This window comes from Niveispirillum irakense DSM 11586 (genome assembly GCF_000429645.1).
GTDB lineage: Bacteria > Pseudomonadota > Alphaproteobacteria > Azospirillales > Azospirillaceae > Niveispirillum > Niveispirillum irakense.
In genome coordinates, this window is record NZ_KE386934.1 from 180,391 (window position 1) to 197,576 (window position 17,186).

General features: G+C 63.0%; 18 protein-coding genes. 11 read left to right on the forward strand and 7 right to left on the reverse strand.

Annotation, left to right across the window (positions count from 1 at the left end):
• Positions 1-24: 24 nt before the first annotated feature.
• From G473_RS0119775 to G473_RS0119785, 3 genes are all read right to left on the reverse strand, one after another.
• Positions 25-990, reverse strand: coding sequence for a YheT family hydrolase (locus G473_RS0119775; RefSeq protein WP_245580187.1), 966 nt, complete (start codon positions 988-990; stop codon positions 25-27).
• A gap of 16 nt (positions 991-1,006) precedes the next feature.
• A complete protein-coding gene (locus G473_RS0119780) occupies positions 1,007-1,861 on the reverse strand; it encodes an alpha/beta fold hydrolase (RefSeq protein WP_035708424.1) in 855 nt (284 codons plus the stop codon).
• 89 nt (positions 1,862-1,950) lie between these two features.
• Positions 1,951-2,427, reverse strand: coding sequence for a flavin reductase family protein (locus G473_RS0119785; protein WP_029014527.1), 477 nt, complete (start codon positions 2,425-2,427; stop codon positions 1,951-1,953).
• A gap of 174 nt (positions 2,428-2,601) precedes the next feature.
• On the opposite strand from G473_RS0119785, the gene G473_RS27995 reads away from it, so the two are divergent.
• From G473_RS27995 to G473_RS0119805, 4 genes are all read left to right on the forward strand, one after another.
• A complete protein-coding gene (locus G473_RS27995; protein ID WP_084438391.1) occupies positions 2,602-3,753 on the forward strand; it encodes a flagellar motor protein MotB in 1,152 nt (383 codons plus the stop codon).
• Between the two features lie 169 nt (positions 3,754-3,922).
• Positions 3,923-5,461 carry a circularly permuted type 2 ATP-grasp protein gene (locus G473_RS28000; protein ID WP_425411586.1) on the forward strand — a complete coding sequence of 513 codons (1,539 nt, stop codon included), beginning with the start codon at positions 3,923-3,925 and terminating at the stop codon, positions 5,459-5,461.
• A 15-nt stretch (positions 5,462-5,476) separates the two neighbouring features.
• The gene (locus G473_RS0119800) at positions 5,477-6,448 is read left to right on the forward strand and encodes an alpha-E domain-containing protein (RefSeq protein WP_029014528.1); all 972 of its coding nucleotides are present in this window, start codon (positions 5,477-5,479) and stop codon (positions 6,446-6,448) included.
• Between the two features lie 22 nt (positions 6,449-6,470).
• On the forward strand, positions 6,471-7,229 hold the full coding sequence (locus tag G473_RS0119805) for an arginyltransferase (protein WP_029014529.1): 759 nt from the start codon (positions 6,471-6,473) through the stop codon (positions 7,227-7,229).
• Between the two features lie 9 nt (positions 7,230-7,238).
• Here the strand turns inward: G473_RS0119805 and G473_RS0119810 are convergent, their stop codons facing one another.
• On the reverse strand, positions 7,239-7,475 hold the full coding sequence (locus tag G473_RS0119810; RefSeq protein ID WP_029014530.1) for a hypothetical protein: 237 nt from the start codon (positions 7,473-7,475) through the stop codon (positions 7,239-7,241).
• A gap of 106 nt (positions 7,476-7,581) precedes the next feature.
• Between G473_RS0119810 and G473_RS0119815 the strand changes: the two genes are divergently transcribed.
• The 7 genes from G473_RS0119815 to G473_RS0119845 all read left to right on the forward strand — a co-directional run bounded on the left by G473_RS0119815 (position 7,582) and on the right by G473_RS0119845 (position 13,339).
• Positions 7,582-8,856: a glutamate-5-semialdehyde dehydrogenase gene (locus G473_RS0119815; RefSeq protein ID WP_029014531.1), complete on the forward strand. Its 1,275-nt coding sequence runs from the start codon at positions 7,582-7,584 to the stop codon at positions 8,854-8,856.
• Positions 8,857-8,884: 28 nt separating this feature from the next.
• Entirely contained in the window at positions 8,885-9,535 is a 651-nt protein-coding gene (locus tag G473_RS28005; RefSeq protein WP_051330584.1) for a nicotinate-nucleotide adenylyltransferase, read from the forward strand.
• Positions 9,532-9,972, forward strand: a complete 441-nt coding sequence (gene rsfS, locus G473_RS0119825; protein WP_029014532.1) for a ribosome silencing factor — start codon at positions 9,532-9,534, stop codon at positions 9,970-9,972. Before G473_RS28005 ends, rsfS begins: the two co-directional genes overlap by 4 nt.
• 111 nt (positions 9,973-10,083) lie before the next feature.
• Positions 10,084-10,542: a 23S rRNA (pseudouridine(1915)-N(3))-methyltransferase RlmH gene (rlmH, locus tag G473_RS0119830; RefSeq protein WP_029014533.1), complete on the forward strand. Its 459-nt coding sequence runs from the start codon at positions 10,084-10,086 to the stop codon at positions 10,540-10,542.
• 129 nt (positions 10,543-10,671) lie between these two features.
• Entirely contained in the window at positions 10,672-11,436 is a 765-nt protein-coding gene (locus G473_RS0119835; protein ID WP_029014534.1) for a glucose 1-dehydrogenase, read from the forward strand.
• 29 nt (positions 11,437-11,465) lie between these two features.
• The gene (locus tag G473_RS0119840; protein WP_245580192.1) at positions 11,466-12,254 is read left to right on the forward strand and encodes an SDR family NAD(P)-dependent oxidoreductase; all 789 of its coding nucleotides are present in this window, start codon (positions 11,466-11,468) and stop codon (positions 12,252-12,254) included.
• Between the two features lie 11 nt (positions 12,255-12,265).
• Positions 12,266-13,339 (forward strand): phosphotransferase, encoded by a 1,074-nt coding sequence (locus G473_RS0119845; protein ID WP_029014536.1) that lies wholly within the window; start codon positions 12,266-12,268, stop codon positions 13,337-13,339.
• A 33-nt stretch (positions 13,340-13,372) separates the two neighbouring features.
• Here the strand turns inward: G473_RS0119845 and G473_RS29585 are convergent, their stop codons facing one another.
• The 3 genes from G473_RS29585 to egtB form a co-directional block, all read right to left on the reverse strand.
• Positions 13,373-14,749 carry an adenylate/guanylate cyclase domain-containing protein gene (locus tag G473_RS29585; protein WP_051330504.1) on the reverse strand — a complete coding sequence of 459 codons (1,377 nt, stop codon included), beginning with the start codon at positions 14,747-14,749 and terminating at the stop codon, positions 13,373-13,375.
• Positions 14,750-14,877: 128 nt separating this feature from the next.
• Entirely contained in the window at positions 14,878-15,879 is a 1,002-nt protein-coding gene (gene egtD, locus G473_RS0119855) for an L-histidine N(alpha)-methyltransferase (protein WP_051330505.1), read from the reverse strand.
• Positions 15,880-15,898: 19 nt separating this feature from the next.
• The gene (gene egtB, locus G473_RS28015) at positions 15,899-17,152 is read right to left on the reverse strand and encodes an ergothioneine biosynthesis protein EgtB (RefSeq protein WP_084438394.1); all 1,254 of its coding nucleotides are present in this window, start codon (positions 17,150-17,152) and stop codon (positions 15,899-15,901) included.
• Positions 17,153-17,186 lie beyond the last annotated feature (34 nt).

The following is a 17,186-nucleotide window of genomic DNA, read 5'->3' on the forward strand; positions in this document are numbered from 1 at the left end:
GAAAGATGACAGTTCAGCGATGGCTCACCCGAACAGGTCGCGCAGAAACAGGGCCAGACATTGGTCGAACCACACGCCCCCCTTGCCATGGAAGCCGACATGCCCACCATGGCGGGAAAGCAGCGGGGTCAGAGATGGATTGGCGGCCCAATCAAAATCCCGGTACGCCGCAGCCGGGATCCAGGGATCATCCATGGCATGGATGACCAGGGCCGGCACTGTGATCCGGGGCAGGAAGCCCAGGGCAGAATTGACGGCATAATATTCCGCTGCCCCCGACCAGCCATTCCACGGACCAACCAGCCGATCATCAAATTCCCACAGGCTGCCGGCACCGGCTGCCGCCGCCAGCCACTGCGGGTCCACCTTGCCGGCGGATGCGGCCATCTCCGCCTTCATCTTGCCCAGCAGCCAGTGATGATAAAAGCCATTAGCCCTTCGCATCATGAACGCGCAGGACGCCGCCAGATCAATCGGCGCCGAAACAGCCGCACCCGCGCGGACGGGAACGGGGAAATCCCCTTCCCCCAGCAGCTTCAACACCGCGTTCCCCCCCAGCGACCAGCCCAGCGCCACCACGCCATGGCGGGTCAGGTCCGGGGGAAGACCCGCCAGCACGGCACGCAGATCACCCGTCCGCCCGGCATGATAGCGAAAGCGGCAGCAGCCGGCGGAAGCACCGGCCCCGCGCAGGTTGAGCCGTACGGTGGCGTATCCTTCCGCCAGCAGCATCGCAGCGGTGGCTACGACATAATAGCTGTCGGCACTGCCGGTCAGCCCATGCACCAGAAGCGCCAGCGGCTTTCCGCGTGCAGTCGACGCGCTTGGCAGGTTCAGGTGCCCTGACAGCACATCCCCACTGCCGTCGGGCATGGGGAATGACAGCTCCCGGCCCGGCGGCAGTGGATTGGCCGGGTTGACCAGCGTGTTGCGGATGGTCTGCAAATGCGCGCCCCACCAGGGGGCGCGCTGCTGAAACGGCGGGTACAAGATCAGGAACAGCCTGTCATTTATCCGAGAGGAATTCGCGGATCACGGCGATCTGGTCCGGCGCCATCAGGGCCGGGGCGTGGCCGGCATCCGGCACTTCGAACAACTGGGCGCGCGGACCTTCTTCCACCATCCGCTGCGCCGTCTCGGGCAACAGCAGGGTGGAGAGCAGGCCCCGGATCAACAGAACCGGCTGACGGATCAGCCCCCAGAGCGGCCAGAGATCGACATCCTGGATCGGGCTGGCGGTAAAGGCCCGCGCGATACCGGGGTCGAACGACAGGCGATAAGAACCGTCCGGCTGTTGCACAGCACTGTGCTGGGCCATATGCCGCCATTGTTCCGGCGTCAGGCGACCGAAGCCGGCATGGCGCTGGCGTAGCAGCGCTTCCACCGCCGCCAGATCGGGAACGGAGGGATCCAGCCCGACATAATCGGCGATATGCTGCAAAGCGGCCTTGGGCACGAACGGGCCGACATCATTGATGACCAGCCGGCGGATAGGGCTGCTTGGCTGGGCCGCCAGCATCATGCCGATCAGGCCGCCCATGGAGGTGCCGACCCAGTCCACGCTCTCCGTATCCAGCCGGGCGATCAACGCCGTCATATCGGCCAGATATTGCGGATAGGTGTAAAGCGACGGATTGGCCAGCCGGCCACTGTCACCCCGGCCGACAATATCGGGACAGATCACGCGGGCACGCAGCGTCTCTGCCAGATCGGCGGCCAGCCGGTCGAAATCCCGGCCATTGCGGGTCAATCCATGCACACAGACGATGGTGCGCGACCCCTGACCCCATTCCCGGTACGCGACCTTGTGAAAGCCGGTCGCCGACAGGCCGAGATAGGATTTATCGATAAAAGCGCTCATCGGGCCTCTCTATCATTCACGGCGTCCCCACCCTGATAATCATGGGCACAAGGATGGGCGGCGCCCATCGGCCAGATGGCAGGGTCTGGTCAGACCAGGGTCGTATAAGCACCGCGATAATAAAGCAGCGGAGACCCTGCGCGGCTTTCCAGCCGCAGCACCCGGCCAACAATGATCAGATGATCCCCCCCATCATGCACGGCATGAAGGGCGCAATCGAGCGTTGCCAGCCCCCCGGTGAGGACCGGTGCGCCGCTTTCCCAGATCGCCATCGGCATGCCGTCCCACCGGGTCGCCATCGGGGCGACAGCGAAATTGGCCGAAATCTCTTTTTGATCTTCCGCCAGGATCGACAGGGCAAAGCCTGCTGCCTGCTGGAAAGCAGGCGCGCTTTCAGCCTTCCGATCAATGCAGAACAGCACCAGCGGCGGATCGAGTGAGACGGAGGAGAAGGAATTAACCGTCACCCCGACCGGCTTGCCATCGGCCGCGGAAGCGGAAGCAACACAGATGCCGGTGGCAAAGCAGCCCATGGCATCACGGAACGCACGTTTTTCGATGCTCATGGACGGCAGAACCCCTATGCGACGCAACATCACTGACCGTGGTTAACCGAGCCAGGAAGTCCGCGCAAGATTACAGAACAATATCACCAGAAAGCGGATATATGTTCATTTGCCGGAAAGGAAGCGCTTGCTACACTCCGCCGCGACAGCACCCGATCACAATGGACCAGACCCGTGGCCGGCAGCGGCGAAGAAAAAGCCCCCATCATCATCAAGAAGGTCAATAAGGGCGGGGACGGCCACCATGGTGGCGCCTGGAAGGTGGCCTATGCCGACTTCGTGACCGCGATGATGGCCTTCTTCCTGTTGCTGTGGCTGCTGAACGTCACGACCGCAGAGCAGAAGCGCGGGATTGCTGATTATTTCAGCCCGGCCAGCGCCTCCAAACAAAATAGCGGCGCCGGCGGCATGCTGGGCGGGCAGACAATCACGGTCAGCGGCGCCATGGCCAATAACAGCAGCCCCATGGGGGTGACGGTACCCGTTCCTGCCATGCAGGGGGCCGCCAATTCGGAAGAGCAGTCCGAGGACGCCGAAGAAAGCGCCGCCGGCAAGCCAACGGAACAGGAAGCCGGAAAAGGCTCCGGTCCCGAAGATAGCGGCTGGCGGGCCATCGACACGGTGAATGGCCTGGCCGCGGAGGAGAAGGCCAGCGCCGACAAGAATCGCGATGGCAAGGTGGATGAGCAGGAATTGCGCGATGCGCTGGCCAAGCATGAACAGGCCCAGTTCGCCAAGGCGGAAGCCGAGCTGCGACAGGCCATCCAGCAGATCCCTGAACTGCGCGATCTGGCGCAGAACCTGATCATCGACCATACGCCGGAAGGTTTACGTATCCAGCTTGTCGATCAGGAAGGCTATTCCATGTTCCCGTCAGGCAGCTCCAAAATGCTGCCCCAGACGGCCCAGTTGATGGCGCAGGTAGCCCAGGCGGTCGCCAAGCTGCCCAACAAGCTATCCGTCAGCGGCCATACGGACAGCACCCCTTTCAGCGGTGGTGGGAACTACAGTAATTGGGAACTCTCGACAGACCGGGCCAATGCCAGCCGCCGCGCCCTGGAAGCCGCCGGCGTGGCCAGCAACCGGTTTGAAACGGTGGTAGGCCGCGCTGATCGTGACCATCTGTTCAACGATCAGCCAAATTCTCCCCGTAACCGCCGCATCTCCATCGTGCTGTTGCGGGAAAATCCGGTGCTGGGCGCAGGGGCAGGCACCCAGCCGGGAGCCACCACACCTGCGGCCACGCCCGCACCCACGAACAACGCCCCTGCTCCCGCGCCCGCACGGCCCACCGTAACCCCGGCCCCCGCCGCAGGCATCCGCTAAAACCTGTTCTTTTCCGCCCCCCAGATCAAGATTTGTGTCCAGCGCATATCAGCCCCCTGTTCAAACCTATCCGATCTGCTAGTGTTGATTGTGCGAATGCGAAACGAACACGCTTCCGGCATCGCCCTCGGAAGCGGGCGCAATGACACGAAGGGCGCAGGGGGCTCTGTTGAGCGGGACTGGAAACGGTGTCGAACACCTTCTGTCGGCCTATGATGCCAACGGCTATTATGATGAGCTGTTTGGCATCAAGGCAAAGCCGGCCGCCCACACCCAGGGGGTGCGCGACAGGCTCCGACAACTTGATTTCGACGATTTGCGCCGCCGCGCCGCCGATGCGGAGCGGGAGCTTTATAATCTGGGCATCACCTTCCTGGTCTATAGCGATGCCAAGGCCGTGGACCGTATCCTGCCGTTCGATGTCATCCCGCGCATTATTTCCGCCAAGGAATGGGCGCATGTGGATGCGGGCGTGCAGCAGCGCATCGCGGCGCTGAACCTGTTCCTGCACGATGTCTATCACGACCAGAAAATCCTGAAGGACGGGATCATCCCGGCCGAGCTGGTCCTGGGCAATGCCAATTACCGCGAACAGATGCGCGGCATCGACCTGCCCTTCAATACCTATATCCAGATCATGGGCGTGGATCTGGTGCGCGACCATGACGGCACCTTCCGCGTGCTGGAAGACAATGCCCGCGTGCCGTCCGGCGTGTCCTATGTGGTGGAAAACCGCCATATGATGCAGCGCGCCTTTCCCGATCTGATGGGGGATATCGGGATCCGCAGCGTCGATAATTACGGCATGAAACTGCTGGAGGCGATGTGCGAGATCGCCCCGCCCCAGCCTGATGGCGGCGACGGCGACCCTCAGGTGGTCCTGCTGTCTCCCGGCTCCTATAATTCCGCCTATTTCGAGCATATTTTCCTGGCACGCGAGATGGGCGTGCCGCTGGTGGAAGGGCGCGACCTGGTTGTTGAAAATGACAAGGTCTATATGAAGACAACCGGCGGCCTGCGCCGGGTGGATTCGATCTATCGCCGCATCGGCGATGATTTCCTGGACCCGCTGGCCTTCAACCCGGACAGCATGCTGGGTGTACCCGGCATCTTTGAAGCCTATCGCAAGGGCAATGTCGCCCTGGCCAACGCCATCGGCACCGGCGTGGCGGACGATAAGGCCGTCTATGCCTATGTGCCGCGCATGATCAAATATTACCTTGGCGAGGAAGCGATCATCCCCAATGTGGAGACGCATATCTGCCGGGAACCCGAGGCGCTGAAATATACGCTGGATAACCTGGACAAGCTGGTGGTCAAACCGGTGGGCGAGGCTGGGGGCTATGGCATCACCATCGGTCCGCGCGCCAGCAAGGCGGAACTGGATGATTGCCGGGCCAAGCTGCTGGCCGATCCCGCCAATTACATCAGCCAGCCGACCATCCCCCTGTCCGTCTGCCCGACATTGACGGAAGACGGGATCGAGCCGCGCCATGTGGACTTGCGCCCCTTTGCCATCACCGCCCGCAACACCTGGGTGCTGCCGGGCGGATTGACCCGCGTGGCCCTGAAAAAAGGAACGCTGATCGTGAATTCAAGCCAGGGCGGCGGCTCCAAGGATACATGGGTGCTGACCGGCGGCCCGGCGGACGAGGAGGAGACGCCATCGCTGGTGGCCGATCCGTTCCAGTCCCAGAGCCAGCAGTAAGGGAGGAAGGAGATTATGGCTGCCCTTCTCGCCCGTTACGCCGAATGTATCTTCTGGCTCGCCCGCTATATGGAGCGAGCGGAGAATCTCGCCCGCATCCTGGATGTGAATGAAACCTTCGCCCGTGACAGCTATGGCGCCACCAACTGGGTGACGATCCTGCGGCTGAATGCTGACGAACAGCGCTTTTTTGAGCTGTACCCCACGGCCAGCGCCAAGAATGTGCTGAATTTCTACATCCTGGATCAGCAGAACCCCACCTCCATCGCCGCTGCCATCGCGTCGGCGCGGGAAAATGCGCGTCAGTTGCGCCCGCTGATCAGCACGGAGATGTGGACCCAGATCAACATGTTCCACAACCGCCTGCAGGGGTTAGGGCCGAATGACATCGCGCCTCAAAACCTGCAGCGCATCTGCGCCATGATCAAGGAATCCTGCCAGACCCATACTGGTATCACGGAAGGTACCTTCTTCCGTGACCAGGGCTGGTACTTCTACGGCCTGGGCCGCAACCTGGAACGGGCAGACCAGACAACGCGCCTGCTGGATATCAAGTATCACACGCTGCTGCCCAGCCCGCGCGATATAGGGACGCCCGTGGATATCAGCCAGTGGCACAGCCTGCTGCGCTCGGCTGCCGGTTATCACGCTTTCCGCCGGGTTTATCCGCGCGGACTGACGCCGGCCGGGGTCGCAGGCTTCCTGCTGTTCAACGATAATTTCCCCCGCTCCGTGCTGGTCTGCACGCGGGAGGTGGATAATCTGCTGAACCGGCTGAATTCCAAATACCGGCTGCGCCGGGGTACTGTACCAATGGAAAGGTCAGATGAGTTGCTGGGCAATCTGGCCAGCAATACGATTGAAGCCGTGATCTCCGGCGGCCTGCATGAATATCTGGATGCGCTTCAGATCAGCTTCTCCAAGCTGACCAACGATATCGCACAGGTCTTCTTCCTGGCCGATCAGCCGGTCCCGCAGCCCACTTAGCCGACCCCGGAATACCGGTCCCATGAGCGTCATCCCGCCCCTGCACCGCCCTTTGCAGCAATTCTTCCGGTCGGGACCGTTGCCCTGCCCCTATCTGCCCGGCCGGGTGGAGCGCAAGCTCTTCACCCGGCTGGTTGGGGGCCATGCGACGGAGGTGAATGCCGAACTGTCACGGGCAGGTTTCCGCCGCAGCCATGACATCGTCTATCGTCCTGTTTGTACGGGCTGCAATGCCTGCGTGCCCGTCCGGATTCCGACTGACCGGTTTCAGCCAAACCGGTCGATGCGACGTATTGAGCGGGCCAACACCGATCTGACCTTCGCGCTGGCGCCGCCGGTGGCGACGATGGAGCAATTCCAGCTTTTCGCCGCCTATCAGGACAGCCGGCACAATGACAGCGATATGAACCGGATGACACCCGGCGACTTCGCCGCCATGGTGGAAGAAGGACAGGCGGGCACCCTGGTGCTGGAAGCCCGCGACAGCCATGGCCGCCTGTGCGGTGCCATGCTGGTGGACCGGTTGGATGACGGCTATTCCGCCGTCTATTCCTTCTATGACACGGTGGAGCCACGCCGATCGCTGGGCACCCAGTTGATCCTGGCACTGATCAGCCTCTGCCAGCAGCAGGGCTTGCCCTACCTTTATCTGGGCTACTGGATCGAAGGCAGCCGCAAGATGGAATACAAGGCCCGTTTCCAGCCGCTGGAAGCGCTGGGAAGCGATGGCTGGATGCCGCTTATCCTGTCCGAAGAGATGATGCGCAAAGCCGGGGACTAAACTCAGCCCTCAGGCGAACATATCCAGCAGACGCTTGAAATTCTGCTGGTCAGCTTTCATCACCGCAGCGCTGACGCTGGCCGTCACTTCCGCCTGGCGCACATCCAGAATAACGGCAGGGTCGCCGCCAGAGGTGGCCACCGCTTCCGCCGCGCCCTGAAGCACGGCCTGCGCTTCCGCAAAGCCGGCCATGGCGGCGCGGGTCGGGTCGGTCGGCGGGGTGCTGCTGGCGACGGGGCTGATCATGATGCCTAATCATAGCATGGCTTCCATCCGGGCGGCAGGGATGAATTGCAGCCCGCAACGCGCTACGGTTGCCCCAACCACGTTTTAAAGAACAGGTAGCAGGGATATGGACAGCCTCCACAGCCAGGATATCGCGCAGGTCATGGATGATCTGGGCCGCCGCGCACGCGCCGCCGCCGCCCAGGTCGCCACCGCGCCATCGGCTGTCCGCGACCAGGCCCTGCGCATCGCCGCCAAGGCCATCCGTGACAATCAGGCTGCCATCCTGGCGGCCAATGGTCAGGATATGCAGGCGGCGGAAGCCAAGGGCCTGTCCGGCGCCCTGCTGGATCGGTTGTTGCTGAACCCGTCGCGCGTAGAAGGCATGGCCAAGGGGCTGGAGGATATTGCCGACCGGCCCGATCCGATCGGCACCGTGCTGGAGGAATGGACCCGGCCCAACGGGCTGCGTTTTGCCAAGGTGCGCGTGCCGCTGGGCGTTATCGCCATCATCTTTGAAAGCCGGCCCAATGTGACCGCCGATGCCGGCGCCTTGTGCCTGAAATCCGGCAATGCCGCCATCCTGCGCGGCGGGTCGGAGAGCATTCATTCCGCCAGGGCCATCCTGGCCTGTCTGCAACAGGGGTTGGAAGCGGCTGGCCTGCCGGCCGATGCCATCCAGATGCCCCCCACCACCGACCGCGCCGCCGTGGGGGAGTTGCTGACCATGACACGGTGGATCGACGTGGTGATCCCGCGTGGCGGCAAGTCCCTGACCGGGCGTGTGGCAGCGGAAAGCCGGGTGCCGGTGATCTATCACCTGGATGGGCTGTGCCATGTCTATCTGGATCAGGCCGCCGATCCGGAAAAAGCACGCCGCGTCGTGCTGAATGCAAAAATGCGCCGCACAGGCGTCTGCGGCGCCACGGAAACGCTGCTGGTGCATCGCGATGTCGCTGCCCACCTGCTGCCCCCGATTCTGGACGATCTGATTGCCGCCGGTTGCGAGGTACGGGGCGATGAAGGGGTGCAGGCCCTGAACCCGGCCGTGAAGCCGGCAACGGCAGCGGACTGGGATACCGAATATCTGGATGCCATCCTGTCGGTGAAGCTGGTGGATGGGGTGGATGCCGCCATCGACCATATCAACCACCATGGCAGCCACCATACGGACAGCATCATCAGCGAAGATGCGACGGCGGTGGAACGGTTCCTGAACCGGGTGGATAGCGGCATCGTGCTGCACAATGCCTCCACCCAGTTCGCCGATGGCGGGGAATTCGGCTTCGGCGCGGAGATTGGCATCTCCACCGGGCGGCTGCATGCGCGGGGACCGGTAGGGGCGGAGCAACTGACCAGCTATAAGTATGTTGTGCGTGGCGATGGGCATACGCGGCCCTGACCCATCTGCCCCGATCATGACGCATGGCATGGTGCCCCGGACGGGCCCGAAACCCCTGGCTGGCACCCTGTGGCGGGGCCTGCGCATCGGCCTTCTGGGCGGGTCGTTCAACCCCGCCCATGAGGGCCACCGGCATATGTCGCTGATGGCGCTGAAGCGGCTGGGGCTGGATCAGGTCTGGTGGCTGGTCAGCCCGCAAAATCCGCTCAAGCCCTTGAAAGGTATGGCAAGCCTGGAAGACAGGCTGGCCATTGCCCACAAGGTGGCAGCCCATCCGCGCATCCTGCCCACGGATATCGAAACCCGCATGGGCACCCGCTATACGGTGGATACGCTGGCAGGGCTGAAACGGCATTTTCCCGGCACCCATTTCGTCTGGCTGATGGGGGCGGACAATCTGGGTCAGATCCCCCGCTGGCGGGGGTGGACGCGGATATTCAGTATGGTGCCGGTTGCGATATTTCCCCGTCAGCCTTATTCTACTGGCGCGTTGGGCGGAAAGGCTGCCCGGCGTTTCGCCAAAGCGCGATTGGACATGACGGTGGCATCTGGGCTGGCAACAGCCAAGCCGCCGGCCTGGGTATTTCTCGATGCCCCGCTCCATCCCGCTTCGGCCACGGCAATCCGGCGCCAGGGTGGTGACGGTGCCGTGGATTCTCAAGGACGGATTATTCGGTGAGCACGACTCTGAGCGCAGATACCTCCCCCACCTCCAACGCTGCCGCCCTGGCCGCGGCCGACATGCCGGAACGCACCCGCGATCTGGTTCTGGCCTCGCTGGAAGAAAACCAGGCGGAAGACGTCATCACCATTGATCTGCGCGGCAAGACCACGATGGCCGATTATCTGGTGGTGGCCACGGGCAATTCTGCCCGTCAGGTCGGCGCCATGGCCGAACAGATGATCTCCAAGCTGCGGGATCTGGGCATCCATGCCGGCAATGCGGAAGGCTATCCGCAGTGCGACTGGGTGCTGGTGGATGCCGGTGACGTGATCGTCCACCTGTTCCGCCCGGAAGTGCGCGCCTTCTACAGCATCGAAAAGATGTGGGGGGTGGAGCCGCCAGCCTCCCTGACCAGCCTGACCGCCAATTACGACATGCTGTCACCGCAATAAGCGGTTCCAGCCAGGGCGATGGTGCCAGGGGGCGCCGGGCGAAAGCCTGGGCGCCCCCGGTCATTTCTGGCCCCTCGCCTTCTTTCCAGCCTTTTCCCAAGGACTACTCCCATGCGCCTGTGGCTTGCCGCCGTCGGGCGGGCAAAGCCCGGCCCGGCCCGTGACCTGTTTGAGGAATATAAGGCCCGCATAACCTCGCCCTTCACCCTGCGGGAGGTGGAGACCAAGAAGCGGCTGGAAGGCGACGAGTTGAAACGGGCGGAGGCAGAACTGCTGCTGGCCGCCCTGCCCGCCGGCGCCACGCTGGTGGCCCTGGATGAACGCGGTCGCATGATGGGGTCGGAGGATTTCGCCGCCCGCGTCGGCCAATGGCGCGACAATGCGGTGGGCGATCTGGCCTTTGTCATTGGCGGGGCAGACGGGCTGGATGCCAGCATCCGCCAGCGCGCCGCCTTGGTCCTGGCCTTCAGCCCGATGACCTGGCCGCACATGATGGTGCGCGGCATGCTGGCCGAACAGCTTTACCGCGCCCAGCAGATCATCGCGGGGCACCCGTACCACCGGGTTTGAGGCCCCATCCCCTTCACAAACACCACGCCCTGATACACGTCGCCATTGCCGCGATTGTCGTTCCGTGCCTACACTCAAACAAGCGTTTGAGAAAATCGGTCGTCCAAGACCGGGCTATGGGAGGAAACAATGGCGGGTCGTGTCCAGGACAAGATCATGCTTATCACCGGCGGCGCGTCCGGCATCGGGCTGGCGACCGCACGCACCCTGATGCGTGAGGGGGCGCATGTCATCATCACTGACCGCAATGTGGCCGGTGGGGAGGCAGCGGCGGCAGAACTGGGCGGTAGCACCTTGTTCTTAGGCCAGGACGTGACCAGCGAAGACCGATGGGTGGAGGTGATCGCCCAGATCACCGACCGGTTCGGTCGGCTGGATGGGCTGGTGAATAATGCCGGCTGCGGGTCGCTGCGCAATATCGAGGAAGAGACGCTGGAAGGCTGGCGTCTGGTCCATGCCGTCAACACCGAATCGGTGTTTCTGGGCTGCAAGCATGCTGTCCGGTCGATGAAGAAGACCGGCGGCGGCTCCATCGTCAATGTCTCCTCCGTTGCCGGCCTGCGCGGCGCGCCCGACCTTCCGGCCTATTGCTCCTCAAAGGGGGCGGTGCGGATGCTGACCAAGTCGGTGGCGCTCTGGTGTGCGCAGAACCGCTATAATATCCGCTGCAATTCTATCCATCCCAGCTTCCTGGCCACGCCCATGGTGCAGGCGATGATCGACCTGTCGCCGGATGGGGAGAAGATGCGCCGCCGGCTGGAGCGGACGGCGGCGCTGGAACGGATCGGCACGCCGGAAGATGCGGCCAACATGATCCTGTTCCTGCTGTCGGACGAAAGCGGCTTCGTCACGGGCAGCGAATTTACCGTCGATGGCGGCACAACGGCCCGCTGATCCTGCGACCAGAATTGAAGGAAGCCATTATGCAGGCCATGCATCCGCTGTTCGACCTGACGGGTAAGGTCGCCATCATCACCGGTTCGTCGCGCGGGATCGGGCGCTCCATTGCTGAGGAATTTGCCCGCGCCGGGGCCAAGGTTGTTATTTCCTCCCGCAAGCTGGATGCCTGCCTCGCCGTGCGCGATGCCATCGTCGCCGCAGGGGGAGAGGCCATCGCCGTGCCTTGCAATATCGGCCGGAAGGAAGAGCTTCAGTCCCTGGTGGATACCACGCTGGGCCAATGGGGCCGGGTGGATATCCTGGTGGCCAATGCCGCCATCAACCCGGTCTATGGTCCGCTGGCCAGCGTCAGCGACGATGCCTGGGACAAGATCATGGGGTCCAACCTGCGCAGCACCTGGTGGCTGTGCAACATGGTGATGCCCGGCATGGCGGAACGCAAACAGGGCAGCGTGATCGTGCTGTCTTCCATCGCCGGGCTGCGTGGCAACCCCGTCATCGGTGCCTATGGCGTCTCCAAGGCGGCTGAAACCGCCCTGGTGCGCAATCTGGCCGTGGAATATGGCCGGGCCAATGTGCGGGTGAACGCGATTGCCCCCGGTATCGTGGAAACCGATTTTGCCAAGGCCCTGACCGACAATCCCGATATCGCCAAGGCGGTGATGCGCCGCGCGCCCTTGGGCCGCTTCGGTCAACCGGCGGAGATTGCAGGCGTGGCCCTGATGCTGGCCGCACCCGCCGGCGCCTTCGTCACCGGCCAGTTGATCGTGGCCGATGGCGGCGCCACCATCGCTGACCCAACCGTGCTGTGACGGGGGAGAGGATGAGCGAAGAGAAGCGTGGCGGCACACCCCTGGTCGCGGTTCTACCGCAGCATCGTTTCGATGAGGCGGGCCTGGGCGCCTATCTGGCCCAGCATCTGGACGATATCAGCCTGCCCCTGACGGTTCAGCAATTCCAGGGCGGGCAATCCAACCCCACCTTCCTGCTGACCGATGCGGCAGGACGCGCGCTGGTCTTGCGCAAGAAGCCGCCCGGCAAACTGTTGCCCAGCGCCCATATGATTGAGCGGGAATTCCGCATCATGCGGGCGCTGACCGGCAGCGGTGTGCCCGTCCCCCATGCACGGTTGCTGTGTGAGGATGCCACCATCATCGGCACGCCGTTCTATGTCATGGATTACATTGCGGGCCGGGTGGTCAGCGATGTGACCCTGGCCGATCAGACCCCTGAAGACCGGCACGCCACCTATGACGCCATGAACGCCACGCTTGCCACGCTGCATGGGGTGGATTGGCAGGCGGCGGGTCTTGGCGATTTCGGCAAGCCGGAGAACTATATCGCCCGTCAGGTGGACCGCTGGAGTAAGCAGTTCCAGGCCGCGCGCGGTGAGAGCGACATCCCCGCCATGGACAGGCTGATGGCATGGTTGCCCACCCATGTGCCGGCAGGGGATGAAACCACCATCGCCCATGGTGATTACCGGCTGGGCAACCTGATGCTGCACCCGACCGCACCGCGCGTGGTGGCCGTGCTGGATTGGGAACTGGCCACGCTGGGCCATCCGCTTTCCGATCTTGCCTATAATTGCATGGCCTATCATCTGCCCGCCGGCATCCGGCAGTTTCCCGGCTTGAACGGTCTGGATCTGGCAGCCCTGGGCATCCCGACCGAGGCGGAATATCTGGCCGCTTACTGCCGGCGCACCGGACGGGCGGGCATTCCCGACTGGCCCTTTTTCATGGCCTTTGCCTTTTTCCGTGTCGCCAGCATCTGCCAGGGCGTCTATGCCCGCGCACTGGCTGGCAATGCCGCGGATGCCAAGGCGCGGGCTTATGGCGAGGTGGCCCGCGTGGCGGCGGAAACAGGGTGGGGCTTTGTATCAGACAAGGTGTGAGCGTGGTTGGGGCGGCGGATCGGGGCTTCCCCCTTATTCCGCCGCGACAACGTCGACAATCTCATCCCGTCGATACCAAAGGGCCACCGTGCCGTCGCGTCCCCGCAGGGACATGGCCTCCACACAGGTAAAGCCGGTCAAGGCACTCTCCCCATCCGTCGACAAGGCGGCCCCCGCCACCTCGTCACTGATGACGATCCCGGCGCTCAATTCACGGGTCAGGTGCATCAGGCGGCTGGCGACATTGACCGTATCGCCAATGACGGTGAATTCCAGCCGACCACCGCCACCAATATCCCCGGCCACCACCGCCCCATAATGCACACCGATGCCCAGTCCTACCGGGGCCAGCCCCTGGTTGGCACGATCATCATTCCAATCCCGGATCGCCTGCTGCATGTCGCAGGCACAGGCAAGCGCGGCGGCGGGATCACGGCCGCTGGGGGCCAGCAGGCCAAATGTCGCCATCACGCAATCACCGATATATTTGTCGACGATGCCGCCATGGTCGAACACCGCCTTTTCCATACGGATACGGAAATCACGCAGAAGCTCGATAATCTGTTCCGGCGGGGCATTCTCACACAGCCGGGTGAAGCCGGTCAGGTCGGCGAACAGCACCGACACGACCCTGGTATTGGGCCGGGACAGGGGATTGTCCTTCGATGCCAGCCTTTCCACCATCGCTGGGGAGAAGTAACGCGCCAGATTGGCCCGTTCTGCCTCTGTCGCCGCTTGTGAAGCTACCACCCCCTGCCAGCGCTTCACGGCAGCCGCCAGGGTCAGCGCCACCAACAGCAGCAGCAGAACCTGGGTCAACCAAGCCGTAATATCGACATAGCGCGGATGCAAAGCCACGCGCAGCCATTCTTCCGGTGCCATGGGATGCCACAACCAGGACAAAGGCATCGTGAAAGTCTCGGGCTGCTGCAGGATGATGAGAATAACACCTGACCAGCTCAAGGCCGCCGCCACACCGCTCCAGACCACCAGAACGGGACGCTGGGTAAGAACGGAACCGGCAATGAACAGGAAATAAGCAGCAAACCAGATGCTGCGCGCATTCACCGCCAGGGGCAGTGTTTCGCCGCCAATGGTGATCGGCTCAATACTGGCGACGCCGATGATGACATGGTCCAGCGCAACAAAAACGGCCAGCATCCAGGGATGAAACCATGATTGCCGGCTGACCGCCCAACAGGCAAGCCCGGCAAAGCCCGAGGCCGCTATGACGGCATAGCCTGTCGGGTTCTCCCCGCTGCGGTCAAGAAGGACAAGCCATGCCAGCAATGACGTCAGCGCGACCAACCGCGCCCAGGTGGCAATCTCAATTCCGCGGCGCTGCTCCCGCAGGAAAATACCGGCCAATCGCTGCGACCAGTCCTTTTCCGCTTGATCCAGAACCTGCATGATCGCCGCCTCCCCGCAACGTTTCGGGGAAGTCTATACGGGAAAGCGGCAGAACCATGGTGGCGATGAATTCATAGCCCCTGCGACGAGAACGCAACCCGAACAAACATGGGCAGAAACTATGCTGATCAGGCTTCAAGCCAATGCAGGCTGAAAAGCCCGTCCGGGTCGGTCCAGACGGCAGCGGGCGTATAACCGGCCCGCCGCGCCATGGCCTGGAACCCCTCAATCGTATATTTGAACGAATCCTCGGTATGGATCGCCTCCCCTTCCAGAAAGGCGAAACGTTGGTCCGCGACGCGGACGATCTGATTGAGGCGGGATACCAGATACATGGACATGCACCCCCGATCCGCGTCCCATAGCGCCAGATGACGGAAAGCGGCGAGATTGAAATTGCCGTCCAGTTCCCGGTTGATACGCGCCAACAGGTTCAGATTAAACGTAGCGGTAATGCCCGCCGCATCATCATAGGCGGCTTCCAGGATGGCCGGGTCCTTCCGCAGATCAATCCCGATCAGCATGCCGCCCCCTTCCGTGCCGCCAAACCGCAATACATGGCGCCAGCGGGCCAGGAAAGCTTCCGCATGCGGTGGTGTCAGGTTTCCCAGGGTGGAACCGGGAAAGAAGCCGACACGGCGCCGGGGCATCCCATCACGCGGCGGCGGGATGGGCACCTCATCATGATAATCAGCGCAGATGGCCGTGACTTCCAGGGTGGGGTAATCGGCGGCCAGACGTTCGCATGCCATCCGCAGATGGTCGCGCGAAATATCCAGGCCGACATAGCCCATTGGCGCTTCCAACTGGTTCAGCAGCAGCCGCACCTTCAGGGAAGAGCCGCTGCCCAGTTCCACCAGTTGCACCGCGCGCCCCAGCCGCTGGGCAATCGCTTCACCGTCATCCCTCAGGATCGAGATTTCGGTGCGGGTCGGATAATATTCCGGCGTGTCGCATATCTTGTCGAACAGGGCAGAGCCGATGCTGTCATAGAAGAAAGCACACGGAAGCTGCTTTTCCGGTCGGGACAGGCCATCAATAACAGCACGGGCAAAATCGGCTTGGGCCGGCGCCATATCCAGGAACCGAGGGGCCGCGCGGCCGAAACGGGTCAGGTCGAGAAGGGCCATGGGGCGTCTCCGGTTGGGGTTACGCATCACGTGCGACACGCAGGCCACTGAATTGCCAGCGGGCATGCGGGGGGAAGAAATTGCGATAGCTGGGACGGGAATGGCCCGGTGGCGTGGCAATGGATGCCCCCCGCAACACCATCTGCCCGCTCATGAATTTGCCGTTATATTCCCCAATCGCGCCTTCAGCCGGGCGATAGGCGGGATAGGGCAGATAGGCGCTGGCCGTCCATTCCCACACCTGCCCGCCAGCATCCGCTCCATTCATGGAGAAAGGGTGACGGCGGATCGCGCTGCCAAAGGCAGGGCCGGGATTGAAGCGATGCTGCATCGCCGTTTCCCATTCCGCCTCCGTCGGCAAACGCGTGCCGGCCCAGCGGGCAAAGGCATCGGCCTCAAACTGGCTGACATGGCAAACCGGCTCTGCCGGATCGACGGGCCGGCATCCTTCCAGGGTAAAGGTCCACCAGCGGTCATCTTCCCCCTGATACCAATAGAGGGGCGCTTCCCATCCTTCCGCCTGGGCGCGCGCCCAACCATCGGAAAGCCAGAGCGACGGCGTGCTGTAGCCGCCATCAGCCATGAAGCGCAGCCATTCGCCGTTGCAGACCGGGCGATCGGCAATCTGGAACGGGGCAAGCCAGACATGGTGGCGCGGCCCCTCATTATCAAAGGCAAAGCCACCGCTACGGCAGCCAACCTCCATCAACCCACCCGGATGGTCGATCCAGCCCAGGGAAGGAATGGTGCCGCGCGGCGCTGTTGCGGCCAGTGGACGCAACGGGTTTTGCGCCAGCAGATGCTTGATATCGGTCAGCAACAGTTCCTGATGCTGTTGCTCATGTGACAGACCCAGCAGCGTCAACGCCGTCAGTTCAGGCGAGTTGTCGCGGGTCAGCAGATCTTCCATTGCGGAATCGATATGGGCACGCCACGCCAGCACCTCCGCCAGGGGTGGCCGGGTCAACAGGCCCCGCGCCGGTCGCGGATGACGGGGGCCCAAAGCCTCGTAGTAGGAATTGAAAAGATAATCCCAGCCGGGTCGCCACATCTTCCCGCCCCCCAGGGGGATCAGGATGAAATGTTCGAAGAACCAGCTCGTATGCGCCAGATGCCACTTGGTAGGACTGGTATCCGGCATGGATTGGACAACCATATCCTCCGGCCCCAATCCCGCCGTCAGGGCCAGGGTGCGGTCCCGCACCGCCCGGAATGCGGCGCCAAGGCCAGAGGCACTTTCCTCTTCACTGATCATGGCATAGGCATCCGGCATTGAGGGCATCCCCGTCTTCGAACGGACGCAGAGG

Excerpts from the sequence above, each read along its gene's own strand:
- rlmH (WP_029014533.1), top strand. The coding sequence starts at position 10,084 with ATGCGCCTGTGGCTTGCCGCCGTCGGGCGGGCAAAGCCCGGCCCGGCC.
- G473_RS0119810 (WP_029014530.1), bottom strand. The coding sequence starts at position 7,475 with ATGATCAGCCCCGTCGCCAGCAGCACCCCGCCGACCGACCCGACCCGC.
- G473_RS0119800 (WP_029014528.1), top strand. The coding sequence starts at position 5,477 with ATGGCTGCCCTTCTCGCCCGTTACGCCGAATGTATCTTCTGGCTCGCC.
- G473_RS0119840 (WP_245580192.1), top strand. The coding sequence starts at position 11,466 with ATGCAGGCCATGCATCCGCTGTTCGACCTGACGGGTAAGGTCGCCATC.
- G473_RS0119815 (WP_029014531.1), top strand. The coding sequence starts at position 7,582 with ATGGACAGCCTCCACAGCCAGGATATCGCGCAGGTCATGGATGATCTG.
- G473_RS0119785 (WP_029014527.1), bottom strand. The coding sequence starts at position 2,427 with ATGAGCATCGAAAAACGTGCGTTCCGTGATGCCATGGGCTGCTTTGCC.
- G473_RS0119835 (WP_029014534.1), top strand. The coding sequence starts at position 10,672 with ATGGCGGGTCGTGTCCAGGACAAGATCATGCTTATCACCGGCGGCGCG.
- G473_RS28005 (WP_051330584.1), top strand. The coding sequence starts at position 8,885 with ATGGTGCCCCGGACGGGCCCGAAACCCCTGGCTGGCACCCTGTGGCGG.
- egtD (WP_051330505.1), bottom strand. The coding sequence starts at position 15,879 with ATGGCCCTTCTCGACCTGACCCGTTTCGGCCGCGCGGCCCCTCGGTTC.
- G473_RS0119845 (WP_029014536.1), top strand. The coding sequence starts at position 12,266 with ATGAGCGAAGAGAAGCGTGGCGGCACACCCCTGGTCGCGGTTCTACCG.
- G473_RS0119805 (WP_029014529.1), top strand. The coding sequence starts at position 6,471 with ATGAGCGTCATCCCGCCCCTGCACCGCCCTTTGCAGCAATTCTTCCGG.
- G473_RS0119780 (WP_035708424.1), bottom strand. The coding sequence starts at position 1,861 with ATGAGCGCTTTTATCGATAAATCCTATCTCGGCCTGTCGGCGACCGGC.
- egtB (WP_084438394.1), bottom strand. The coding sequence starts at position 17,152 with ATGCCGGATGCCTATGCCATGATCAGTGAAGAGGAAAGTGCCTCTGGC.
- G473_RS29585 (WP_051330504.1), bottom strand. The coding sequence starts at position 14,749 with ATGCAGGTTCTGGATCAAGCGGAAAAGGACTGGTCGCAGCGATTGGCC.